Origin of the sequence: Flavobacterium sp. LC2016-01 (assembly GCF_009711135.1) — a bacterium.
GTDB lineage: Bacteria > Bacteroidota > Bacteroidia > Flavobacteriales > Flavobacteriaceae > Flavobacterium.
Genome location: NZ_WMIC01000004.1, coordinates 109,784 through 133,954 on the forward strand (window position 1 = coordinate 109,784; position 24,171 = coordinate 133,954).

At 39.9% G+C, this 24,171-nt stretch carries 21 protein-coding genes; 7 read left to right on the forward strand and 14 right to left on the reverse strand.

All coding sequences use genetic code 11. The features are described from left to right. The first annotated feature begins 3 nt into the window (after window positions 1-3). Genes GKZ88_RS09850 through GKZ88_RS09860 form a run of 3 tightly spaced genes read left to right on the forward strand, consistent with a single transcriptional unit; the run spans window position 4 to window position 3,944 of the window. A complete protein-coding gene (locus GKZ88_RS09850; RefSeq protein WP_155102209.1) occupies window positions 4-1,059 on the forward strand; it encodes a hypothetical protein in 1,056 nt (351 codons plus the stop codon). Between the two features lies 1 nt (window position 1,060). Continuing rightward, complete coding sequence (locus GKZ88_RS09855) at window positions 1,061-1,939, forward strand: hypothetical protein (protein ID WP_155102210.1); 879 nt, start codon at window positions 1,061-1,063, stop codon at window positions 1,937-1,939. Continuing rightward, window positions 1,932-3,944 carry a hypothetical protein gene (locus tag GKZ88_RS09860; RefSeq protein WP_155102211.1) on the forward strand — a complete coding sequence of 671 codons (2,013 nt, stop codon included), beginning with the start codon at window positions 1,932-1,934 and terminating at the stop codon, window positions 3,942-3,944. Before GKZ88_RS09855 ends, GKZ88_RS09860 begins: the two co-directional genes overlap by 8 nt. Before the next feature lie 236 nt (window positions 3,945-4,180). Here GKZ88_RS09860 and GKZ88_RS09865 read toward each other — a convergent pair whose 3' ends face one another. From GKZ88_RS09865 to GKZ88_RS09920, 12 genes are all read right to left on the reverse strand, one after another. Continuing rightward, a complete protein-coding gene (locus GKZ88_RS09865) occupies window positions 4,181-4,831 on the reverse strand; it encodes a hypothetical protein (RefSeq protein ID WP_155102212.1) in 651 nt (216 codons plus the stop codon). 2 nt (window positions 4,832-4,833) lie between these two features. Continuing rightward, window positions 4,834-5,058 (reverse strand): hypothetical protein, encoded by a 225-nt coding sequence (locus GKZ88_RS09870; RefSeq protein WP_155102213.1) that lies wholly within the window; start codon window positions 5,056-5,058, stop codon window positions 4,834-4,836. 197 nt (window positions 5,059-5,255) lie between these two features. Further along, on the reverse strand, window positions 5,256-5,681 hold the full coding sequence (locus GKZ88_RS09875; protein WP_155102214.1) for a hypothetical protein: 426 nt from the start codon (window positions 5,679-5,681) through the stop codon (window positions 5,256-5,258). A gap of 10 nt (window positions 5,682-5,691) precedes the next feature. Continuing rightward, window positions 5,692-6,318: an SOS response-associated peptidase gene (locus GKZ88_RS09880; protein ID WP_155102215.1), complete on the reverse strand. Its 627-nt coding sequence runs from the start codon at window positions 6,316-6,318 to the stop codon at window positions 5,692-5,694. 291 nt (window positions 6,319-6,609) lie between these two features. Next, on the reverse strand, window positions 6,610-9,663 hold the full coding sequence (gene dnaE, locus GKZ88_RS09885; RefSeq protein WP_155102216.1) for a DNA polymerase III subunit alpha: 3,054 nt from the start codon (window positions 9,661-9,663) through the stop codon (window positions 6,610-6,612). A gap of 3 nt (window positions 9,664-9,666) precedes the next feature. Further along, window positions 9,667-10,848: a DNA polymerase IV gene (dinB, locus tag GKZ88_RS09890; protein WP_155102474.1), complete on the reverse strand. Its 1,182-nt coding sequence runs from the start codon at window positions 10,846-10,848 to the stop codon at window positions 9,667-9,669. A 169-nt stretch (window positions 10,849-11,017) separates the two neighbouring features. After that, on the reverse strand, window positions 11,018-11,257 hold the full coding sequence (locus GKZ88_RS09895; RefSeq protein WP_155102217.1) for a hypothetical protein: 240 nt from the start codon (window positions 11,255-11,257) through the stop codon (window positions 11,018-11,020). A 58-nt stretch (window positions 11,258-11,315) separates the two neighbouring features. Beyond that, window positions 11,316-11,786 carry a JAB domain-containing protein gene (locus GKZ88_RS09900; protein ID WP_155102218.1) on the reverse strand — a complete coding sequence of 157 codons (471 nt, stop codon included), beginning with the start codon at window positions 11,784-11,786 and terminating at the stop codon, window positions 11,316-11,318. Window positions 11,787-12,053: 267 nt separating this feature from the next. Beyond that, window positions 12,054-13,370 (reverse strand): PcfJ domain-containing protein, encoded by a 1,317-nt coding sequence (locus GKZ88_RS09905; protein ID WP_155102219.1) that lies wholly within the window; start codon window positions 13,368-13,370, stop codon window positions 12,054-12,056. Next, window positions 13,367-13,747: a Cas9 inhibitor AcrIIA9 family protein gene (locus GKZ88_RS09910; protein WP_155102220.1), complete on the reverse strand. Its 381-nt coding sequence runs from the start codon at window positions 13,745-13,747 to the stop codon at window positions 13,367-13,369. The genes GKZ88_RS09905 and GKZ88_RS09910 overlap by 4 nt, the downstream gene beginning before the upstream one ends. Window positions 13,748-13,771: 24 nt before the next feature. Continuing rightward, complete coding sequence (locus GKZ88_RS09915) at window positions 13,772-14,131, reverse strand: hypothetical protein (RefSeq protein WP_155102221.1); 360 nt, start codon at window positions 14,129-14,131, stop codon at window positions 13,772-13,774. A gap of 43 nt (window positions 14,132-14,174) precedes the next feature. After that, window positions 14,175-14,564 (reverse strand): single-stranded DNA-binding protein, encoded by a 390-nt coding sequence (locus GKZ88_RS09920; protein ID WP_155102222.1) that lies wholly within the window; start codon window positions 14,562-14,564, stop codon window positions 14,175-14,177. Between the two features lie 316 nt (window positions 14,565-14,880). Here GKZ88_RS09920 and GKZ88_RS09925 point away from each other — a divergent pair, with 316 nt between their 5' ends. The 3 genes from GKZ88_RS09925 (at window position 14,881) to GKZ88_RS09935 (ending at window position 19,387) form a co-directional block, all read left to right on the forward strand. Continuing rightward, window positions 14,881-15,315: a DUF1810 domain-containing protein gene (locus GKZ88_RS09925; protein ID WP_155102223.1), complete on the forward strand. Its 435-nt coding sequence runs from the start codon at window positions 14,881-14,883 to the stop codon at window positions 15,313-15,315. A 220-nt stretch (window positions 15,316-15,535) separates the two neighbouring features. Further along, entirely contained in the window at window positions 15,536-18,805 is a 3,270-nt protein-coding gene (locus tag GKZ88_RS09930) for an SMEK domain-containing protein (RefSeq protein WP_155102224.1), read from the forward strand. A gap of 39 nt (window positions 18,806-18,844) precedes the next feature. Continuing rightward, window positions 18,845-19,387: a hypothetical protein gene (locus tag GKZ88_RS09935; protein ID WP_155102225.1), complete on the forward strand. Its 543-nt coding sequence runs from the start codon at window positions 18,845-18,847 to the stop codon at window positions 19,385-19,387. 100 nt (window positions 19,388-19,487) lie between these two features. On the opposite strand, the gene GKZ88_RS09940 is transcribed toward GKZ88_RS09935, so the two are convergent. After that, window positions 19,488-22,898 (reverse strand): DEAD/DEAH box helicase, encoded by a 3,411-nt coding sequence (locus tag GKZ88_RS09940; RefSeq protein ID WP_155102226.1) that lies wholly within the window; start codon window positions 22,896-22,898, stop codon window positions 19,488-19,490. 1 nt (window position 22,899) lies between these two features. Continuing rightward, the gene (locus GKZ88_RS09945) at window positions 22,900-23,721 is read right to left on the reverse strand and encodes a hypothetical protein (protein ID WP_155102227.1); all 822 of its coding nucleotides are present in this window, start codon (window positions 23,719-23,721) and stop codon (window positions 22,900-22,902) included. A 267-nt stretch (window positions 23,722-23,988) separates the two neighbouring features. On the opposite strand from GKZ88_RS09945, the gene GKZ88_RS09950 reads away from it, so the two are divergent. Then, window positions 23,989-24,153 carry a DUF1810 family protein gene (locus GKZ88_RS09950; RefSeq protein ID WP_155102228.1) on the forward strand — a complete coding sequence of 55 codons (165 nt, stop codon included), beginning with the start codon at window positions 23,989-23,991 and terminating at the stop codon, window positions 24,151-24,153. Window positions 24,154-24,171 lie beyond the last annotated feature (18 nt).

Here is a 24,171-nt window from a genome sequence, read left to right on the forward strand (position 1 = left end):
CTTATGGCAATATGTAAAGAAGAAGGATGTTCGGTACTGACAACTGGAAAATGTGTTAATGGTTTAGAAATAGATATTTGTCCTCATTATTCTAGTGAAAGTAATGAAAGTGATGATCAAGATGATTTGATTGAAGATGACGAAAATGAAGATGAAAATATTGAAGACGACGATAATAATACTTGGGCAAATAGTGAAGATTTAATTGATGTTCACTCCGGTAAAGCAATGACGATTGAAGATGTAGATAAACTTGCTAAATTGTCTTTAACAAGACTGGTAGTTTTAGCTGGTATGCCAGAAGCTGGAAAAACTACTTTACTTCTTAGTTTGATACATATGTTTTCCACTAAGCCCTCGTATGAAGGTTATATATTTGCAGGTTCAGATACGCTTTTAGATTTTGAAGAAAAAAGCCATCTTTCAAAAATTGATTCAGAAATTGAAATTCCATTAACAGGTAGGACCCCCTTTGGTGAACCTACTTTTATGCATCTTAAGGTTACCGATCAAATGCAAGAAGGGAATAAAGTTGACCTTATATTTACAGACATATCTGGTGAAACATTTAAAGCTTTGAAAGATTCCACCGAAGAGTGCAGAAAATTTGACCTTTGTCGTAGAGCTGACCATTTTGTGTTATTTTTTGATACTAAAAAACTTACATCGTATAAAGAGCGAGCTAGTTCCAAAAGTGCTGGTCTTGGAATTCTTCGTAGTTTAATTGAGGCAGAAAGTCTCTTGCCACATACTAATATACAAATTGTGTTTTCTAGGTGGGATCTATTCGATGACGGTTCTTCACCGGAGATACATGAAGAATTTTTAAATTTGCTTAAGCAAGAAATTAAAAATAAATATGGACTAATTTTTAATATTACTTTTCATGAAAGTGCATGCAGACCTAAAGGCAACAATTTTAATTTTGGCCATGGACTAGATAATATATTCTTAGAATGGGTTAACAAATCACAGTTAGACAGCAATGTTATTCGAGAGTTTGAAATAGAAGAAGATAGTGAGTTGCGTCAATTTATGAAATTTAAATTTAATAATTAGTATGACAGAGATATCAAACAAATGTATGTTCTTAGGCTTGCCAAATTCTGGTAAGTCTTCGTTTATTGGAGCTCTTTGGCATGTAATGGAAACTAGTGAAATTGAAGCAAATTACACAGTCAAAATCCAGCCTGAAGACAGAGAACATCTAAATATGTTAAGACAATCTTTTTTGGATTGTATTGCACCGGAAAGGACTAAGACTGGATTTGTTAAGAATATTAAATTGTCAATAGTTGAAAAAAATAGCGGTGTGGTAAGCGATTTTATTTTTCCAGATCTTTCAGGAGAAACCTATTCTAGTCAATTTTCTTATCGAAAAATGACAAAGGAATACGTAGATCAAATCAAAGAATGTAATGGTCTAATGTTATTTGTTAATCCCGATTATATTAAAAGTCCAAACTTAATCAGTGATATTTCATTTCTCCTCGGTGAAGATAAAGCAGTTACAGAAGAAACAATGACCTCTGAGCATGTACCATGGGAAATTGAAATGACTCAAACGCAGGTGGTTATAGTTGACGTGCTTCAGATGATAGTGCGTCACATCAATAAGCCTATCAAAATCTGCTTAATTATTTCAGCTTGGGATTTAATTAAAACACTGCCAGGGGATGATGGTGCTCAAACGCCTGTGAAATGGTTAGGTAATCGGATGCCCCTCTTAAAACAATATTTAGAAGCAAATAAGTCATCTTTCTTATATGAAACATTTGGTGTTAGTGCACAAGGCGGAAGTTACAAAGCAGAGGGAAAAGACACAATAGTAGAACAACTGTTGTTGAAAAATAAACAATCTGAAAGGATAATTGTGCAAAATGGAGATTCGCAATCAAATGATATTACGATGCCACTAAAATGGATTATTAATGGATAAAGTGGGGGCGATAAAAATTCAACAAACCTTACATGGTTACAAAAATGGGCATACATTGCTGGCATCATCAGTAGAACTGGATTCAGATTTAAAAAGAATTATGCTTCCAATAAGTGATATGTCTGGAAGCAGCATGGTTATTGGTTTTGAAAGCTACATTACCGGTTATCCGTTAAAGGATAGTAATTTGTATGCCATTGCCAGAACCTGGTATGCACCTGAAATGAAAAGACCTGGATGTGTTTATACACATACATTATTGATTGATTTTACAGACTTGCCTAAAATAAATGATATATTTCAAATAATGTCATTTTTTAAACGGCCAAGTTTGGAAAAGGTACAACTTTCTAAATATGAGAAGATATTAAATTATTTGCCTAATGAAGTATTTATTGATAAAAGTGTTATTTTAAGATCTGAAAATCTTATAAAGTCAGTTTTACTAGAGCTATATAGTGATCCTAAAAATTCTATATTTATAAAAGGTGATAAGATGCATTCTGATTATGAAGTAATATTTTTGCTAATATGGAGACAGCAGTGGCCAAGATTGAGAAGAAATTTCAGTTTCTGTACTGGGGCAATTTCTCCTAGAAATTTTCAAGGAGAGCTACTTAATTTACAGGCTGTTTCATCAAAAATAGATATCACTCATTCTGGAAGTAAAAATATTGTGGTAATTGATTCCAGAAGTCTGGAGATTAGATTAAGACCAGATTGGGTAGATTTTGCTTTTGAAAATTTGCTTAATACCTCAAGTAACTTAATCAGTTACTTTAATTTTTTCGGATCTGATCTCAGTGCAAGTCGTAGCACATTTAAGCTTTTAACAGAAACTTATTTGTTCTTTATAAAACTTAAGCCTTCTATAACAGATAGTATAGAATATTTTTCAAAAAACTTCCCATCGATTAAAGAAGGTAGAAGTTTGAAAAGTGCCATTTTTGGTGCAAATATGTCATCGTTCAGTAATTTTTTACCTCATTATACTGAGGAGGCATTTTTGTATTACTTTTCGATTTCGGATTATTACGAGACTTTTGATTATATGAAGTTAGATTTTAATAATCGATTTTGTAGCTATTGTTTAAGTTTAAATGAAAAAGCAATACAGCTATTACAAAAATTAATATTACAAGATTTAAACCAGCATGGAGAATCTGCCATAAATGATTTGGCTCACAAGTTGGATCACAATGAGAATTTGACAGGAATCTGGGCAAATGATAATCTTTCCTATCTTTTCCTTAATTTGAATCCCAATTTTGCATATGGAATAGACTTTTGGATTGGACAAAATAAAACTCATGCTGAAATTGTAGCAAGTCTTCAAAAATTAAACGTGGATACAAATATTGACTGGCAAATAATTATAAATAATTTAATTGAAATAAATTCACCCGTTGATCCACGGATTTTTAGTAGTAATTTTGAAATAGAAGATCTAATTCTTAATGCATTAAATAGTAGCAAGCAGGTTAAACTAGGAAGAAATTGGTTAGAACTCCTAACAGTAAAAGGCTCTATTAAATGGTTTAAAGCACAAAAAGATGTAAATGATTCTGTTATAGAAATACTTATTTACGTGTTTAATCCTAATTTAAGGGAGTTAGTAAATGTTGGATTTGTACATTGGCTAAAATATATTGAACGTGCACAGATGCAAAAGCAAAAATCAATTTCAATTGATGTGAAATCTTTCCTACTTGCATTAGCGTTTAATAATAATGGTATTCAATCCAAAATTCTATTTGAAGTTTCATTTGAAGAAGTGTATGATAAATTAGCTCAAGATAATTTAAATTTTGTTTCATGGCATCATATCGAATCTCATACCAAATCGTTGGGAATTTTTAAAAATTGGGATAAATGCAAAAAATTAATTAACGCAGTTGTAGATTGCTATATTGCAAATAAATGGGAAATAAACTCATTATTAAATAATATTGAGAAAAATGAACTACGCGAAAGAACTCTAATACAATACAAGCGCCGCAAATAGTTGGTGGTGTTGTACAGTGGTATTTTAATCTGATTTATTAGGTGAGTATTTTGCGCCATTCATTCTTTTATAATTGTTTATTTAAACTAAAAAAATAAAATGACTCTCGGTTGTTTTATTTTTTTATGATCGTTTTCTAATTTTTTTCAGATCTTATTTTCAATTACTTAAATTCTTATATTTGATTCTGACGTATGCGACAGAACCATTTACAATCGTAAACGTCTTTTTTAAAATTAACCAACTAGTTGTTTAAAGTAATTTTCAATCAGTTCTCTCAGTTTTATTATTTCGGCTTCAAAATTTTTAACATCACTATTAGCATTAATCCGAATAACAGCATGGTTAACTGCTTTAATCTCATTTTCAGTTGTACCATATATACGCTGCATATCACTCGGACTTCCGCTTTTGTCTTCTCGTTCGATTAATAGATTATATTCCACTATACACACTTTCTCTATTTTTTCACTTTTTTCCTGCAGTATTTTAGCGTGTGCAATAATTTCATCCGTTAATAGAATTCTATTTCGGTGGCAATATTGGAATGTCAAAGCGTAGGTTTCCTGAAATCGGGTTAGATTTGATTTCAGCAGGTTATGGCTTAAGTATGAGGGCTTAGTGAAATGCGTAAAACTGTAATGATACGCCACAATCATGTCATACATCTTTTTTAAGCACTCAATTTGTAGTTCGGTGTGTCTTGTAAACTTGATTTCTTTTTTAGACAGTTCTGCCTTAAACGTTTCAATTGTCTCAGACAGTTTAACGCTTTGAAAATATCGAACTATACCAATTATTATAATTACTGCTAACAAAATCCAAGAAGTGACATCTTTATAATTCACGACTACATTTTTTGCTAGTTCAATTGAAATGTCATCCATTCTTAAAATTTAAACCCTTTTTTAAAAATATTATTTATTGACGCAGTAATTTGGTCTGTTGTCATCTTTGTCGCTTTCGATGTCAATTCCTTATTAAACTCTGCACAGCAAGAGGAGAACTGAAATCCTGTTGTTGTTACCTCAATTGCAGCTTGCTTTTGATGTACTGGACAAACTTCATTTTCCAATGCTTGTTTTATTGCGTAATTATCTACTGAATCATTCATAGTTTATTTTGTTAAAATTTATATTAATGTATAATTATAAAACTCTCTTGTTTGTATTATGATGTTATTTTATATTTCTTCTTTTTTAGTATAATCAAGTATGTCGGTTAGATTCACAAATTGAAATTGATCCAAGCCTAAATAAAGTTGATGATGATTAGCATCAGCATAAAGTTTTACAGCAACAGATTGCTTTTTTATTCGGTAAATAAAGATTTTATATTCTTATTTAATCTGCACAGCCATCTCTGGAAAAGAAATCTCTGATCACATTTTGAAACAGGATCAATATAGGTAACTGAAATCTTTTCTATATAATCCTCAATTACAGATCCGGTAAGCTGGTTGATTTCTTCTCTTTTCTGCTGCACCATTTCTTCAATCTGTTTTTCTGTTAATACTGTTCCAGCATCGGCTGATGCGGTGCGAATTAATTGTCTTATAAAGTCTCTTTCCTCAGCAATACACTGTGTTATATGTTTTCCGTATTCCTGCTCGGGATCGAAAAAGTCATCAGGGTCATTGTACTGTATGAATTCTGTTTTTGAATAAAGTTTCTGCATAAATCTCTGATGAAGATCTTCGGTGCTCATGCCGTTGAAATAATCGGTATCCTGTTTCATATAGCTGGTATTAATTTGACGGAAATGCCACCAGATTTCCTTCATAGGGAAATGCAAATTCTTGAATCTTTACAGATTGATCGAGCCATGCTGATTCATCCTGTTTTTTAAGCATTATAGGCATTCGCATTTTGTGGTTGTGCACAAAGCGCATTGTCTCATTTGCTTTGGTTGTTACCATAGTGTATGTGTTTTTTATTTCGTCAGTCAGAGGGTCAGTCCACGAGGAATACAAACCTGCAAAGGTGAAGATTTCATCATCCTGTGAATTGATCTGGTATTTGTCCTTGCTTTTTCCTTTTTCGTCCTTCCAGTGCCATTCGTAATAGGCTGAAGCGATTATAAGGCAGCGGTTATGGGTTATATTATTGAATGATGCTTTCTCGTCAATGGTTTCAATTCGGGCATTGAGCGTGTTTTTTCTGAACTCGATGTCTTTTGCCCAGGAAGGCAGAAGCCCCCAGGTATAATCCGTTGTGATAAGATGCGGAGAGGAATTGAGTATCACAGGGATGTTGGGATGGGAAAATCCGTTTATGAAATCCGACTGCAGATACGTTTCCTCATTGTCGAGTTCTGCATTAAATCGTCTTTTGAGATCTTCTATCGAGGCATTCTGCTGGGTGTAATAACACATAATTTTCCGTTTTAAGGCTGTTTTAAAAATGTCTTATCCTGACACAAATAGGCCCTCGTAAAGGCTTTTGTGCTTTTAATTGAGCTTAAGTTTGACAAAACGTATCTTATGGAATTATACCCAATAGACATTAAACGCATTGAAAGACTTTTAAAAGAAAATGAAAAGCGAAAAAAGACGCTTTGGAAAAGAAACAGTACAAATCTGCTGTACTTTATGTTTGTTTTTCTATTTCTTTTTTTACTTCTCTATCAAATTTAGTTCATTCTTAGGACTTTACATAAATAAAATTCAAAATTTCATTCTGTGGCGCGGCAGATTAATTTCGTGCTCCTGCGGATAAGGCTGGCGGTGTGTGCTGCTGACATCCTGTTTGATATTGTGCTGGGTGGTATATCTCTTGTCCGAGTCCGAATATCTGGGATCAGGGATAAAAGGCATTTTTGCCATCCTTGAAATGGTGATGGTCGGGAAATGATAGTCAATTTCCACGGTCCCCAAAAGCAGGTAGCAGCCGCCTCCCTGAAATGGATTATTTGCCAGACTGTCGGGGAAATGCGCCGTATCAAAATAGGCTCCCTCGTTATCGATCCACGTCCCGAAATACATATTGCCCCTTTTGGTAGGCACCTGTTTTGTCGAGATGAGATAAGCCAGCATTCGGACCTGTCTTTTATGGTATTTCAAAAGGTCGCGCACCATCACATCACCTCGGTGTCTGGTCTGCAGCAGATCAAAAACGGTGCAGGAAACCGGGAAATTCAGAAGCTCGATTTCATCAAAAGCATCCTCAAATACAGAGCGCTCGAGAACAGGCAGTTTGAACTCTTTTGCAGGCTGCTCAATGAGCATAAGCCCGCGGTTTTCCGGCTTGAAATTATTCATCAAAAGGCTTACCTGTACCAGCAGCTGGTTTTTGGTTTTTCCCGTAAAGCGGAAAGCGCCGATAAAAATAAGAACTTTCACATTCTCAATGCCCATCGGCACCCTGTTTATGAAATCCTCCAGCGATTTATAAAAACCGTTTCTCTCGCGTTCATAAGAGATGAACTGCGAGAGTTTAGAATCAAGGCCTTGCAGGTGCATAAAACCCAGATAAATATCGCTGCCGTACAGAGCGGTTTCATATTCGCTTTTGTTCACGCAGGGAGTATGTATCACAGCACCGGCCATTCTGGCTTCATGCACATAGATTTCAGTTCTGTAAAATCCTCCCTGATTATTGATTACGGCAACCATGAATTCAATAGGGTAGTGCACCTTCAGGTAAAGGCTCTGGTAGCTTTCTACGGCATAGGAGGCAGAATGCGCCTTGCAGAAGGAGTAACCAGCAAAGGATTCAATCTGGCGGTAGATTTCCTGGCTCAGCGCTTCGGGATGACCTTTTGCGGCAGCTGCAATAAAGAAATCGTCCTTTACTTTCTGAAGCGCCGCTTTTGAGCGTCCCTTGCCCGACATGGCACGTCTGAGGATATCTCCGTCGGCGGCCGAGAGCCCGCCGTAATGCAGGGCAATTTTGATCACGTCTTCCTGATACACCATAATACCGTAGGTTTCTCCGAGCTCCTTTTCAAAAACCGGATGGAAGTATTCAAATTTTGACGGGTTGTTATGACGGAAGATATATTCCTTCATCATTCCCGATTGCGCTACTCCGGGACGGATAATGGATGATGCCGCCACGAGTGTCTTATAATCGCCGCATTTTAGACGGCGTAATAGGCCCCGCATAGCGGGACTTTCGATGTAAAAGCATCCTATTGTGCGTCCTTGGGCCAGATAGACGTTTGCGGACTGTTCATTTTTTGATATTCTTGTGTCGCGGATATTGATGCGAATGCCTCTGTTCTGCTCAATTATTTTCACCGTGTCATCAATATGGCCGATGCCTCTCTGGCTTAGGATGTCAAATTTATCAAAACCGATATCCTCTGCCGTATGCATATCAAAGAGCACGATGGGAAAACCTTTCGGGGGCATTTCCAACGGCGTATAATTGGTCAGCGGTTCTTCCGATATCAGGATCCCGCAGGAATGCATGCTGCGCATATTTGGATATTTCTCGAGCATCATGCCGTATTCCTGAACCAGTTTGACAATGGAATTCGGCTGATGGAATTTCATTGGATTCTTGGCCAGCAGATCAAGCTCGTCTTTCGGCAGTCCGAATACCTTGCCGACCTCCCGGAAAATCGAGCGGTATTTGAATTCGACGTTCGTGCCGCAGAAAGCAACATTCTCATAACCGTAACGGTCAAAGATATATTTCAGTATCACATCACGTTCTTTCCAGCTCCAGTCGATGTCAAAATCTGGAGGGCTCTTGCGGTTCTCATTCAGAAAGCGCTCAAAATACAGGTCAAGCTCCAAAGGACAGATATCGGTTATTCCCAGACAGTAGGCAATAATGCTGTTGGCGCCCGAGCCCCTTCCGATATGAAGGAAACCCCGGCTGTTGCTGTAACGGATAATATCCCAGGTAATGAGAAAATAACCGCTGAATTCAAGGTCATTGATCACTTTGAGCTCTTTTTCAACGCGCGCTTTTGCTTCTGCATTATGGCGCCCGTACCGCCATACCAGACCTTCTTCGGCAAGAGTGGTCAAAAGGGCAATGTCCCCTTTTTTGTTTTTGGTGTAATGTTTTTTGTTTTTTGGGCTCTCAAAATCATACTGAAAATTGCAGTGCTCGATTATGTACCGGGTATTCTGGATGATCTCGGGATAATCTTTATACAAGGCGGCAAGTTCCGTTTCGGGAATCATCATATCCGATTTTCTGCAGCAGTCCTCAGGCCCGAGTTTGGACAGAAGTTCATTGAGGTCAACGGCGCGCAGGATCCGGTGCAGGTTGTATTCCCTTTTGGTGCGGAAAACCACAGGCTGAAGAACAACCATTTTAGAAATCTTCTTTTTAAGTTCCGGCATAAAAAGCCTGCCGAGCTGGTCAGGCTGGATGCCGATATATTCATTCTCGCCAAGCTGTTCAGGCGCATTTTCCAGCGTATAGATAAAATAAACCGATTCAAAAGACGGCGCCTTTTCCGGCAGGGGATTCCCGCTGAAATTATGATCGGTCAGAAAGCGGTTCATCCGGGCAAGCCCTGCTGCATTTTTGGCAAGACCGATATAACGCAATTTATGCCTGCAGCGGAATTCTATTCCGACAAGCGGCTTTATACCTGAGGCTTCGCAGCCTTTTATAAAATCATAAATCCCCGTTACGGTATTGATGTCGGTCAAGGCGGCTGCCGTGACTCCGCACTCTGCCGCCTGTCTTATCAGATCATCCAGCGGAATAGTGCCGTAGCGCAGGGAATGAAAAGAGTGGCAGTTGAGAAACATGATCTATTTTTTGCGTTTTAAAATTTCGTCTTTATTGTTAGGTTTGAAAGATGCGCCGGCGCATCTCATCACGGCATCAAATCCGTAACGGGTCTTCATTCTGTCCATGGCCTGATATAGGGAAAGCATTTCCTCGGTATCATTGAAAAGATCAATCTGATATGTTCCCCTGACCAGTCCGCTGAAGCGCACTCCGATGAGGCGCAGCCTCATGCGGCGCTGGTACAGTTTGGTAAAGAGATCAGTGACGGTCTGGGTCAGAATATGATCCGCTGAGGTGTACGGCACCCTTGACTGCTTGGTTTCGGTATCAAAGTTGGCGTACCTTATTTTGACGGTCACCGTTGAGGTGAGCCATTCTTCTGCACGCAGCTGGTAGGCCAGTTTCTCCACCATCCCCTGCAGGATCCGGTTTAATTTCATTACGTCGATGGTGTCCTGGGAGAAGGTATGCTCGGTTGAAATTGATTTTCTTTCCGTGTAGGGCTCTACAGGTGTGTTGTCAATGCCATTGGCTTTTTTCCAGAGCTCGTTGCCGTTTTTGCCGATCATCTGCTGCAGGGATTCGGCCGGCATCTCAGAGAGTGTCCGGATGGTGCGGATGCCGATTCTCGAAAGAAGCTCAAAGGTTTTCTGGCCGACCATCGGGATTTTTCGGATGGAGAGCGGATTCAAAAAAGACTGCACCAGATGCTCGGGAATTTCAAGGTTCTGCTTCTGTTTGCCCTCGCCGGTTCCGATTTTCGAAACGGTTTTGTTGACCGAAAGGGCAAAGGTGAGGGGAAGGCCTGTTTCCTTTGTGATGCGGTGCGCGAGCTCATCAGTCCATTTGTAGCTGCCGTAGAATTTATCCATGCCGGTAATGTCCAGATAAAATTCATCAATGCTTGCTTTTTCCACTACTGGCGCTTTTTCCTGAATGATCTCGGTAATGTCATGGGAAAGCCTGGAATAGAGTTCCATGTCGCCTTTCATAATTTTTGCCTGAGGGCAGAGCTTCATGGCCATATGGATCGGCATGGCGGAACGCACGCCGAATTTTCTGGCTTCGTAAGAACAGGATGCCACAACGCCCCTGTCGCCTCCGCCGATGATAAGCGGTATGCCGTTAAGTTCTGAATTTGTCAGCCTTTCGCAGGATACGAAAAACGTGTTCATGTCGATGTGTACAATTGCCCGGCTCATAATCTTAATCATTTTATACTCATCAAAATTAGTACGGATAATAACAATTTATAAAAATAAAATGTTCTAAATAATAACAAAATCTAAAAAGCCTTATTTTTCGGGACATAAAAAAAGCACCCAAATCGGTGCTTTTTTGCTTTATTAAGAATTTACGGAAGGATCAGAATTATTCAGTTGCAGGTTTCTCACTGGTTTGCTGGGGAGCTGTTTTTTTCATAAGGAGATAAAAATCCCTCAGATGCCACCATGCCGGGCATCGGTCTATCGGGCCGTTAAAATTTCTGATGGTGGTATAACAGCTGTTGAGGAAAACCTGCGAGTCGGTGATCTTTGCCCACGGAGTCCATTCCACTTCCTTGGGCGGCGGATTGTTCTCAAAATGGCGTTTTATTTCTTCATGATTCATAGGGCAAAATTACTTAAAAAACCAGAGCAGACCAAGGGCATGAAAGAAGAAAACGCCCTTAAAGGGCGCCTTCTTCTGCAAAAGAGTAATAGGTCTCAGGGGTCACGATCAGGTGGTCGAGCAGGGGAATATCCATCAGTTTTCCTGCTTCACGGATTTTTCGGGTGATATTCCTGTCTGTCTCGGAAGGGACTGTCTTTCCTGAGGGATGGTTGTGGGTGATGATGATCCCGACGGCGGCGGCTTTCAGGGCTGCCGCGAAAAGCAGGCGCATATCAACCACGGTTCCCGAGATGCCTCCCGAGGAGACCTCGTAGATTCCCAGAACCCTGTTGGACTGGTTGAGCAGCAGCACTTTGAACTGCTCAAGGAATTCTATCTTGCCGGGATCCCAGCTGTCCATCAGTATTCGGTAAGCATCTCTGGAAGAACCGATATAGGGTCTTTCAGTGCTTTTTACTTTGGTTTTATAGATCAGTTCGATTTCTGATACTTTCTGCCAGTCTGTGTTTTGATGCTGATTTTTCATAGCTGCTGTAGTTTTAAGATTAATTACAGCACCGCTTCCCGGACAGGGCTGAGCGAACGCAGAAAGCAACGCAATAAAGCAGGAGCGCAGCCCTGCATTTATGGGGGAATTTTTTGCGGAGAACCGAAAGCCGTGCCCGAACTTTGTGATGAAATTGACTTAACATCCGCAATAGCTCCTAAACCAGGACTGTCCGATATGCCTAAAAGTGTCTGCGCGCCAAAAAAAACCGCAGTTAAAAATCTGCGGTGTCAATAGTGGAGAGGGTTAAGCGGAAACTGCCTGTTTTTTTCGTTTCTTCATACGCTGTGCAATCTCGGGCATATTTTTGCGGATAATACCCAAAATCCTGCTGTGATATTTAGTAGCTTTATTTCGATGCCCCCTGCATTGGATAATTTCCATTTTTGAAAGGGACACTTCAATGGTTTCCATGGGTATGTTCCCGATTTGTGCCGAGAGTATGAGGGAATCCTTCTTTTTATAATACTCGTTGGTAAATAGGCAGTGGCGGAGCGTGTCGCCCTCTTCGATAAAATCCTGCACGCTGTCAAGGACTTTTATGGTAAGGTCTTTATCAGTAAAAGAAAGTCCGAAGAACTGTTTTTTATCCTGCTTATAAATCGGCTCAGCTTTCTGTATTTCTGCGCGCATCTGCGCAAGATGCTCTTTGCGCTGAATATCCCTTTTTTTGGCGACAAGCCTGTCATGCGCCCCGCTTAGGTTTTCAGGACAGGTGAGCGCAGGAGCGCCGAGGTCTTTTTTAAACCATCGGAGCAGGGAAATGTAATCCTCCCAAATCTTGATGTCCTGAATTTTATAGCGGTGTTTAAGGCAGGTTTTTACTGCCTGCCAGTTTTCATGCAGGTGCTGTTCATGGGAAGTCAGGTAATGCGTGAGCAGGGAAATCTGCGAGTTTTTTAAAAGTGTTTCTGCAATGCAGTCCTTTAAAAGGGCTGTAAAGAGTATCTGCGGGGCAATGCCGTGCACGGAAGCCTTAAAGCCGTTTCTTTTCAAAAGCGGAATCACTTTGAGGCTTGGATAAACCTTGTAGGGGTTGATGCGGTATTTAGGAGAGTTCTGAAAATGCTTTGGACGGATTTCCAAAGGGGAATAGTACTGCCATGCATCATATGCATTGGAAAAAACATTGGTGCTTCGGGAGATGGTACGCACTTCCCCTTTGGGATTTATCCAATGCTGCATGACTTCCGTATGGGAATAATCGGGAAGAAAATTCTTTTTCATGTTCTTGTGCGAGCAGATGATGCGCACGACCTGATACCCTTGACAGGCATCAGTAACGGCGAAGTATTCGATTTCTTTGAAATGCACCTGATTGTGCTGATGTATTTTAAGTCTGCCCTTACAGGCGGTGCAGTTGATATAATTTTTGCAGGACTGGCTTTCGCTGTCAGGCTTCCACGCATGGGTGCATTCCAGACAATGGAATTTTCCCCTTGAGAGCACCGTCCATTTCAGGAAAATATTTTTTTCCGCCCACTGGTGCATCTGTGCTGTGATGGGCGCAAGGTCAGCGCTTAAGGCGCTGATTTCTTTTTCTACAGATGTTTTGGGTATCATAGGTCAAAGAGTGTTAGGGTTTTCTGTGCAGGTTTTACAGATTGTACTACCTGTGTTTTTTGAACTGTGCTTTCAGATACTGCGGGAGCAGTTGAGAACAAATCAGGTTTTACAGGCGGGCTTACTGCTACTCTGCATTGAACAGGGGCAGGAGTTCCAATGCTGTCATCTGTGTAGTACAGCACCGCCATGTCAAAGATTTCCTGATTATCAAAGGCGCATTCCCCTGTTTTTTTGACCTCGCCGAAAATGTAATGGAAACAGCTTTCAAGGTTTTTGGACTGTTTGGCAAGGGCAGGCGCAAAAGCAGTATCGTTCTGCGCTTTTTCATTCAGGTAATTTTCAATGGCGGTCTTGAATTTGTCGGATGCTTTCATAAGAGAATATTTAAGATTGAACTGTTATTCAAAAAGCCTTGAATAGAGGCCATAGCAGTATTCTTCAAAGCAGAGCCAACATACAAAAGTGTAGTGAGGAGCTTGGAATCGGTTTTCGATCGCTTCGCCAATTGCCTCTTCAAGTTCGGTTCTGATATTTTCAAGGTCATCGATATGCTCGATGTAAAATTCTTTGCAGTCGGCGTGGTAGATAAATTCGGAAATCATACCACTCACGCAACCCCCTTGCTGCAGGTCAAGAAAGAATGATTTTAGCTGCTCTCTTTTTTTTCCGTTATAGGAAGTGATGTTTTTGAGGATTATCTCATTAAAGGCATCGGCTACACGGTATTCTCTGTAGTTGGATTTTGATAAGGCTTCCATAATATTGTCATTAGGCGTGTATAAAAAATAATGTGCGCATGATTTAGAAAGGCAGGTCGTCGGGTTCGTCTTTTGCTGTATTTTTCTTTTGAAATGCGGGAGCTTCAGCAGTATTTTCTGTTTTCGGGAAAACCAGTATTTTGATATTACTGGTGTGAAAGGTCAGCGAACCGAGCGCTCTGCCCTCGGCATTGGTGTAGACACTCAGACCGATGCGCCCGAAGAGTTCGACCATAGTGCCTTTTTTAAGCCACTGCGCCATTTTGGAACCCATCCAATAGGAGCAGTCGATGTAGGTCACAATCTTTTTAAGCTCGCTTGACCCTTTTGGTCTGTAGCTGTCGTTGACGGCAATGGAGAAATTTACCACCTCCCTGTCATTTGAAATTTTTGCCGTAACGGCATCTTTTGTAATTCGTCCTGAGATTTCCATGATGAAACATTTTAAGTGAGTATTTATCTGTTTTTTCTCAAGCCCCGCATGAAATTTTTCAAAAGAAAAACGGGAAAAAAGAAAGCACAAAATCAAGCGCCCGATAAAGTTTCCGGAGTGCTATAAGTCCCGAAGGGCGGCAAGGCCGTTATGCGCATGCAGGAGACTGCGGGTGCTATTTTCGCGGCTCTTTTAATCCGTTTTCATTGAAGATTTCCCTATCCATTTTTACGGCAGGCAGAATCAATTTCAGATGCCTGTTTTGCGAAAGGCACTCAAAAATTTTGTAATTTCAAGCTGCAAAAAAAACACTGTGATGGAAAAGCAATATGACCTTGACCGTTTTTTGGAAGCCCAGCAGGAAACGTACGGCAATGCGCTGCATGAGATAAGGGCGGGCAGAAAACAGACCCACTGGATGTGGTTTATTTTCCCGCAGCTGAGAGGACTGGGATTTACGGATTATAATATCCTGTACGGCATTGAAAACCTGCAGGAAGCATCACAGTATCTCAATCACCCGATACTGGGCAGACGGCTGGTGGAAATTACCCAGGCAGTGCTTAAAATCGAGAATAAAACGGCACTGGAAATCTTGGGCAGGCCAGACAAAAGAAAACTGAAATCCTGCATGACCCTGTTTGGACTGCTGCCTGATGCGCCTGACTGTTTCAGGCTGGTACTTGAAAAATATTACAATGGAGTGCAGGACGAAAAGACACTGCAGATTTTAAAGAAATCCGCCAGCTAAAAAAAACATTTTTTATTTCACTGCCTCAAAGAACACTTATATATTAAGGATAAAGATAGATTTTAAAGCAGCGGACGGAAATGCTAATTTGGTATACAGTTTCGAGCGACTTCTTATACATTTAGGCGCACTTTCTTTAACAACAAATTCGTTTAATTGGTTTTAAAATTCAACGCAATATTTATTAAATTTGGAAATTAAGATAGTATCATAAAGAAGAATGTCAAACCAGCAGAAAGAAATCAGCGAAATTAAGGAGTACATCAAAAAGTGGATTTATGAGATTGAAATTTCAAATTCTCTGAATTACTTTGACATCAATAAAGTAGCAGAAGGAGTCTGTCTTAGGTTGCTTAATCTGATATATAAATATAACCTTAAAGATTTAAATAAAGAAAAGATAAACTTTCCGGGTGTCGACCTCGGAAATACAGTTTCTTCGAAAATTGCTTTCCAGATTACATCAGAGAGCAGCGCAAACAAAATAAAGAAAACCCTTAAAACATTTGAAGAATTTGAACTTTCCAAAAAATTCACAAATGGAGTTCGATTTCTTATTTTGAGCACGAAGAAGAAAAAGTTCTCCAAAATAGAGGGATCTGAAGAAATTTTTGACCAATCCAAAGACATCCTGTTTGTATCAGATCTCATTTCAGAAATTGAAGCAATTTTCTGGGATGATAATGTGCGATTCAACAAAATAAAGAGATTCTTGGAAATTGAGTTTGGGAACAGGGGGAGCAATCAAACAGCTGTGCATGCCGATTGCGACGCACTGATAAAAAACTTTACTGATGCGGCAAAAGCCAACCTGCCCTCACCTGATGGCATCGTCTATATCTTTCTAGGAGAAGACCAGATACATTATGATGTGCGTAAGCTTTTTGGACTGCCATTTAATAAACAAGGAAAAATTATTCTTGGAAGATCGGGATGCGGAAAATCGCTTCTGGCAAAAGCCTGGGCGCTGAACAACAGTGATGAAATGGTTCCGCTGATACTGCAAGCCAAATATTTTGATACGGGACTTATCAGGATGATTGAAGATGAAGTCATTAAAAATGGCTTTAATTCAGCATCTGATTTTTTTGAAATCTGTAATTCAGCCGGAAAAAAAATATTTCTTGTTTTAGATGGAATCAACGAATGTGATTCGTCAAAAGCAACAGTACTGCTGAGCCAGCTTGCCGACATCTCAAACAAGCAAGAAATGCTGTTTATAATAACAGCTCAGGACCATATTGCAGATTTTGAAAGCCTCGAAGTTGATTTTCTTAGAATGGCACTGCCGGATATAGAGATTAAAGCGGCCATTGCATCAAAATATTCAAATTATTCTGAGAAGCTAATGCCTGTCTTAGCGAATGTTTCCACAGCGCAAGAAGCAAAAATGGTTGGAGAAATAGGTGAGTTCGGCGCTGATAGGATAAGCAGGTTCAGTTTGTTTGAACTCTACGTCAGAAAAAAGCTTGCTGCCTTTGAAACCCAGGCAATGTTCCTTCTTTCACTGGCCGCTGACTGGATGTCCCGAGAAATTAACTTTTCTATCTCCCTGCGCCAGCTGAACATCATAATGCAGGAGAATAATATATCAGATCTTGTTTTGGACCGCTGCCTAAAAGAACACATTCTGGTCAGGGATTTTACAAAAGTCAGTTTCGAGCATGAGATGATCCTAAATTTTTTTACTGCAGATGCAGTTATAAGATTCAGCAATGAAGCCGAGGAATTGATTTCAGAATTTAATGCTCCCAGAAATGATGAGAAGAGACTTTTAATAATAGGTGCTGTTGAAGAGCCTGTAGTCAGAAACAGCCTTTTGGACAGCATAACTGATATTGCACTAATTCAAGAAATCATTAAAGGCGAAGCAGGGGAATACTGCAGCAATTGGGCAGAAGAAAGTATAGGGAGAGTTATTGAAAAATTGCGTCTTGATGCGGAGGGAATCTTCTTTATACTTACTGCAGACGAGTATTTTCCGATTGAAGCTACTTCAGTTTCTGAGGTAAACTGGACAAACAGCGATAAATTATTTCTGCAGGTCCTCGCTTTTAAATTATCGGAAGCGGAACATCTACAGGAAGTTCTTTCCATTATCGGGATTGTAGAAAACAGAATCAAAGAATATTATAAGGCCTTATTTGAAGAGGCTAGAGAAAAAAAGGTTAATCTGAAAAATGGTTTGTTTGCGGCAGTATATGTTTCTTTTAGAAATTATGAGACTGTGCCAGCAATTTCGCAGCTTTTCAATCTTGTCAATTCAGGGCTTTTTGCTTTAGACAATGAACCTAAAATTGAGGACCAAAAGATAAGGCAGCAGCTGCCTTCAGAAATTACCGCGGGACAGCTGTATTTTCTACTACACCTGCTGCGAATCAATTTAAGCCCGGGCATTTTGTATCCTATCATCCATCAGGCGCTTACAGCATCATGGAACATTATTCCGTATCATCTCAAGGTGGAAGTATTGTTTATCGTATCGCACTGCGCCTCAGATGGTATGCAGCAGCAGGCATTGATAAGTGCTTTGGAAAAGATCCACCGAGAAACGAGAAACGGCTGGATTTCTACTTTGGTTCTTGAAGCTCTTGCTGATTTAGATGCGCTTGATGAAGATACAGAATCTCATAAAGAAAGCGTAAAATCGGAGATCAGCAAATTGCTGGAGGAGCCGGAAGCAGAAGAATCATGGCGAGAAGCATTTAATTTATATTCGAACCAGTTCGATCATCCCTATAACAGAGCTTATTTCGAATCACTGCAGGAACTGGACGAAGCTTCCAAAAGAATCTTTTATTCAATGGCGGTGCGCTCTTATAGCGAGAATACACTTTTTGTTCCCGGCCTTATATTTATGTCCGAGCAGCTTCTTGGAAAAGGATGCTGCAAGTATCTTCTGCATTATCTGGACAAGCCGCAGAGCGGGTCAGTACTGCGTTACGAAAAAGTCAAAACGTGGATTGCGGCTTATGTGGTTTTGGGCAGATACAATTATGAAATTGAAAATATTGCCGCACGGGATTGCGAGCCGGAGTTGCTGCATGCAGGCACCAAACTGTTTTATTGGATAAATAGGACCAATATAAGTGAGCAGGAAATAAGAAAGAATTGTGCCCCAATATTTCAACTTCTATTTGAAAATGAGGCACTTTTTAGAGTATATCTATTAAAAAACCTTCAGTTTTCATATTATCAGACACATTTCCCTGTCCGGTTCTACGAAAATGAGAATACATCTATCAAGGGGATTTATGATCTGTTTCCGGATAAGTTGCTTGAAGCCTGCAGGAAAAGCGTTGCAGATCCCGTTGCCGGAAATGCCAGATATGGGTTTGACAGTGCCGATACAATCATTAGATACGCTATTGATAAGATTGGAGATTATGGGAACGCAGTAGACCTGCCCCTGTTGCAGCAAGCAGCTGGCAACCTGGTTTTTGGCAAAAATGCGGTTGCCGCAATAAAGCAGATAAAAGCAGGGCTGTAATTTGAAAGCAGAATAAACATACTTAAAAAGAAATAAACAATGCATTATCTAGAAGTTGATTACAGGGCAAGCAGCCTGAATATGGTCATCAAAGGACTGAGCAGTTCTATCAAAGAGTTTCAGCGCTCTGGTGAAAAGAACAAATGGTATGACGCACTGTTTTTTCTGGAAGATTCAGAGCATATTTTTGGACTTGCGTTCATCGCTTTTCAAAATTATATAAATGCCTCGATAAAGGACCTCACAGAACAAGGAGGGAAGCAGCTTCAGCTGGAGCATTACAAGCACGGAGATATCCTGCCTGCTTCCGGTTACACAAATATTGAACTCATAATATGCCTGGCCAATTATATAAAACATAAAGAAGATGATAATGAGGAGTTCCACAAACATACCAAAAGAGTGCTTTCCCAGTTTAATCTAAATACGGATAAACAATGCGATATTACAGAGTCCGCCGTCTTTAGGGGACTAGACATCCTTGATGAGAACTGGGACCTCATTGCTATAAAAGACTCAGTTCTCAGATGGAGAAAATCAGCCGCCGCTCAAATACTCGGTACAAGCGATTCCGGATTTTAAGAATTCGATTTGTTAAAAAGATGTTGCTATCTGCCATGTAAAAAGCAAAAACTAGAAAAACCAAATCAATCCGTTTTATTTTGCTATGCGCATTCTGGTTTTACAATAAATCCATCAAAGCCATTTCTACGATGATACTGTTGTAGTTTCCGTGCGCAATGACCTCTTTGACTGTCACCAGATAATCGGTATCATTTATGTCGATTTCAGCTGAAATAACCTTGCTGTACTCTGCAGGCACTCGTCCTATGCGGTGCCCTTTGTATAATAAATAGATGGCATATGGATTATTGCTGCGTCGTACTCTTGCATATTCAAGAACGGCTCCTTCAGAAACCCTGCGGGAGCTTATGCGATAACCAGCAAATTCCGAGGTTGCTTCTACTGTAAAAGAAAATACATCGGGAAGAGCGTTGAATCGGTGAGGCGTAAGTTTTCTGCTTATGCTGATAATATTTTCCCTATCAAATACTGAAAGTTCCAAACTATTGATTCTGCCGGTACTCAAATTTGAAAGCCATTTTATAAAATCAGGACCTGTTCGTCCGGATGCCAGTTCGGTAAGCACAACGACCGCATCCCTGTTCTTAATTCCAAGCGATCTGGCCAAGCAGCCTGCTGAATCAGGCAGTCCATATTTCAGGTAGGATGATAAGTTGGCAATATTGTACGGCACATCATCCCTTTCAATTCCGAGCCTGTAAATCATAATGTTGGTAAAGGCAGTAAATGCCCATGGATACAGATAATAAAGACCTTTTGAAAGAAACAGATGGAAACTTTCTATGTTTTTATTCTTTTTCCACTGTTCGATAATTTCTTCGAGAGGCTCGCCGGAAATCCACATTTCTATGATTGGATAATGCATCTCGACAGTAAGACCTATATTTGTCAGCTTGCGATCATCCAGTTCCTCTAATCCTGCATCAAGCAAAAACTCAAAAACAAGCCTGCAGAAATCAAAATGATTGTCATCTTCCAAATAGCCGTTCAGTTCTTCCAGATGCTTGATGATAAAGTCATCAATTATGATATTGCTGTCGTAAGTAAAACCGGACTGCTTATATATTTCAGCATCGGAGACGTCAAGATTTTCCTCAAACTTCTTAAAAGTACTGCGGAAAGACCTTTTTATCAGTTCAAGGTCATCCTCATCGAGCTGGAATTTGAAAAGGCTATTGTCGATAATATCGTTTATGATTTCTTCATAATCAGTCCCAATGATTTCCTCGGTAAACATTTCCATCAGGAATGTTTCCGATAAAATTGACAAGTGCCTGTCACGAACTATGCGGTTAATTCTCCTGCGGTTATATGTATTTATGACTTTAGAGAATAGGCTGTCTGCTTCCTCCAGATTATCCCTATTGGTGAATTCTTTATAATTATTCAGATCAATAGGGGTATTTATTACAAAAATTATTTTTCCTTCCGTTTCTTTGCCAGCGCGTCCAGCTCTTCCGACAATATTCCAAAAGTCCCTCTTTGAAATCAATATCTGCCCATCGTCGCCATGTCCAATTGCCAGATTGTAAAAAATCAAGTTCTTTATTGGAAAATTAAGACCCTGTCCGACCGTATTGCTCGACAGCAGCAGTCTTAATCTTCCTGTACGGTAATCATGCTCTACAGAATTCCTTACTTGTTCAGGCATATCCCCGAAATGAATTCCAATACCATGCCTGATAGACTGCGTTATGGGATCGTCTTCTCCATACCACATTTTTGTGTAATAAAATGATTCCTTGCCCTCATCGGCCTCAAACCATTCCGGCAGATCGATATCAATGCCCTGTAAGATTTGCAATAATTGGTTTGCTATGGTCAGGGTACGTCTAGGCTGTCCGCAAAACACCAGCGTATTGCCTTCGAAAGTCATTCTGTAGGCCAGAGCTGCAGTAGTTGCGGGCTTGGTTTTTACAGTAGGATATTTTCCTCCAATTTCTCTGTGCATGAGGTAATTTGGTACAAATGATTTCCCGATTGAAGTAAGCGTCTCAGTTTCTTCAAAATTTTTAAATCCGATCTGGCTTCCCCCTTTCGTCCAGGTGAAGCTTCCAATCAATTTGCGTGTAGGTTCCCATTCTTCAGTTACGGGACTGTCAGGAAACTGAAGGGATCGCAGCACGTTCTCCTGCTCGCCGCTAAGCCACTGCGCATATTGGTCTGCATTTTTTGGAGGCATAACTGCCGAAATGAACAAGAATGCTATTTCAGGAAATTTAATTTTCAATCGTATGATCAAAAATTCCAGCAAAGCTGCTCTTGTGCTCACTTCGCCGATAATGTGGCCTTCATCCACAACCATTAGGGAAATGCCTTTAAAGAGTTCGGGATTTATTCGAACGAGCATATCGATTTTTTCGGGAGTGGCTATCAGGACATCTGTCTGGGAGATTATTACATCTTGGAAGCTGTCCACTTCATAGCTCCCGGAAAGGGCGGAGACTGAGTAGCCGAGCTTGGAAAAGTACCTGCCAAGCTCAATCTCTTTTTCGCTTGTAAGCGCCCTGAAAGGTGCGACATAAATGCATTTCTTATCAGGAAACTCAGTAAGGTTTTTTAATATTGAAAGTTCAGCAATGAAAGTTTTGCCGGCGCTGGTGGGCATTTGAACTACAAAGTTTTCATTTCTTTCAAGAAGCCCCTGCTCGATTGCCCTATGCTGGGAAGTCCAGAGTTCAAATACTGATCTGCGGTTCCCGATATTTTTTATAGAATTGCTGTCATAATAGTCATGCGCCAAAAGTTTTACATATTTTCTCCAAACTTTGCTCTCTGCAATATGTCCGTTTTTTTTGAGCGTGTTCCAGATTGATTTGTTCTCAAAAACAGCAATGCGTGTCTTTAAAAGAGATAGAAGATGCGAGATAAAAATATTGTGCCTTTTTAGATAATATTGGTAGACTCTCTCAAAAGCTTCTTGATATCCGGTGTCTTCAGAAAGCCTGAAAATAGCATCACACCATTTTGACAAAGCATCATCAAAAAGTATAATGCCGAGATCATCCGCGGCCTGGATATTGGCCTTTGCCTCGGGTATTTTTTTTAAAAGAATATAGGTTATCTGCCTAACGATGTAGCTTTCGGAATCAGTGCTTGTTTCGGATCTTTCGTCATCAAATATAAATTCGCCAATCTGCTGCGCAATGCAGTAGGCATTTGCCTGATATCCGGACAGATCATAGCACAATGCAGAGAGAAGAAGGACAGAGTCCTTATCATAAAGCTCTGCTAATTCTTTGAGTTCGCTTAGATATTCAAAGATTTCCGCGCTGGATTTCAAACCTGTCGTAATTATTCTTGTGTCGCCGTCCTGCTCCAGCAGATATGCGCAGCTGCTTGAAAGAAATACTGCACGGTTCCACAGGTAATCAATCTGGAACGATCTTGTAAAGGATGCATTAAGGCGCCAGGCGAAAATCTGGTTCTTGTAGCTGGCAAGGGTAGTGTCTTTCAAGACATTCCTAACTTCGCTGTCAATAAACTGGGTATATTCCTGTCTAGTCATTTTATTTTTTTATCATGTCCACCAAGCGCTGGTCAATATCTTGCCATGTTTCATCAATAATTTTCTGCAGATCTTTAATGATAATTACGGTAACGCGCAAAGGGGCAAGCTGCGGTGGAAGGTTGTGAAGTTCATCAAAAATTGTGTCAGTGTAATTGTTCTCTTCCACAATAAAAAACAATTCAAAATTTCTGTTGTAAGCTGAAGGATTCTTAACGATGTCTTTAAATTTTGCTGCAGATGCATAGTCGTTCTGCTCGACATAATACCTCATAAGAAAGTCAGCCAGCATTTCATTGGGTACATTGTTTTCTTTTGCAAGGCTATTGTGGGCAATGATTGAGATATAGTTGCGATTTGGGTTTGTGCCTTCTTTTTGATGCGAGGCGACCCTGGTCTTTATTTCATAATAATGTATGTCTGTTATCGGATCTCCCGGATTAAAGGCGATCAAGTCTGTGCCAAATACTGATTTGTTTTTATTTATTTTCCATCGCAGTTTGTGGATCGGTATGCTAAGTTTTTGAATATTTGCCACAATCAGTCCTGCAACAATTTCTCCCCAGTCCCCCTGCCTTACAATACGGTCAATGATGCCGGCATTTTCCGGTATTACATAGTCTGTAACATATTTTTTAATTTCGTCTTCAGATGATTCGCTCAGATGAAACTTCAGCGCCTCGATTGAGCGATATGATAAGAGGACCTTCTCTTTCAGATCTTCAAGAAATGCAGCATCTACTTTTTTATTTTGGGTAACATAGAAAAATTCAAAACAGAAGTCTTTTCTGTCCTGGTTATAATCAAAGTAATGCTCAATCATAATTAGAATTGGATTAGGGGACTAATTTAAGCAAAGAAGCATACAGAAAACTACAGTAGAAATACGTGTTTGCATCCGCAAAAAATTGCGTGTTTTCCCAGCTTAAATTAATCTAAAGCGCAAAGTAGAAAATGTTTTCAAAAGTATTCTACGGGTTTCCGTAAAGCATAAGAAAATCGTCCCATAATTTCTGTCACTAACTTTGGAATAGGTATTCAAATATTTTATAATTTCAAGCATTTCAAAAAAACATTTCAATGGAGAACATTGGAAATCCTGGGCAGGCCGGACGAAAGGAAACTGAAATCCTGCATGACCCTGTTTGGACTGCTGCCTGATACGCCAGAATATTTTGGGAAGGTGCTTGAGAAATATTACAATGGAGGGCAGGACGAAAAGACACTGCAGATTCTAAAAGAATCCGGCAGCTAAAAAACATTTTTCTTTTGC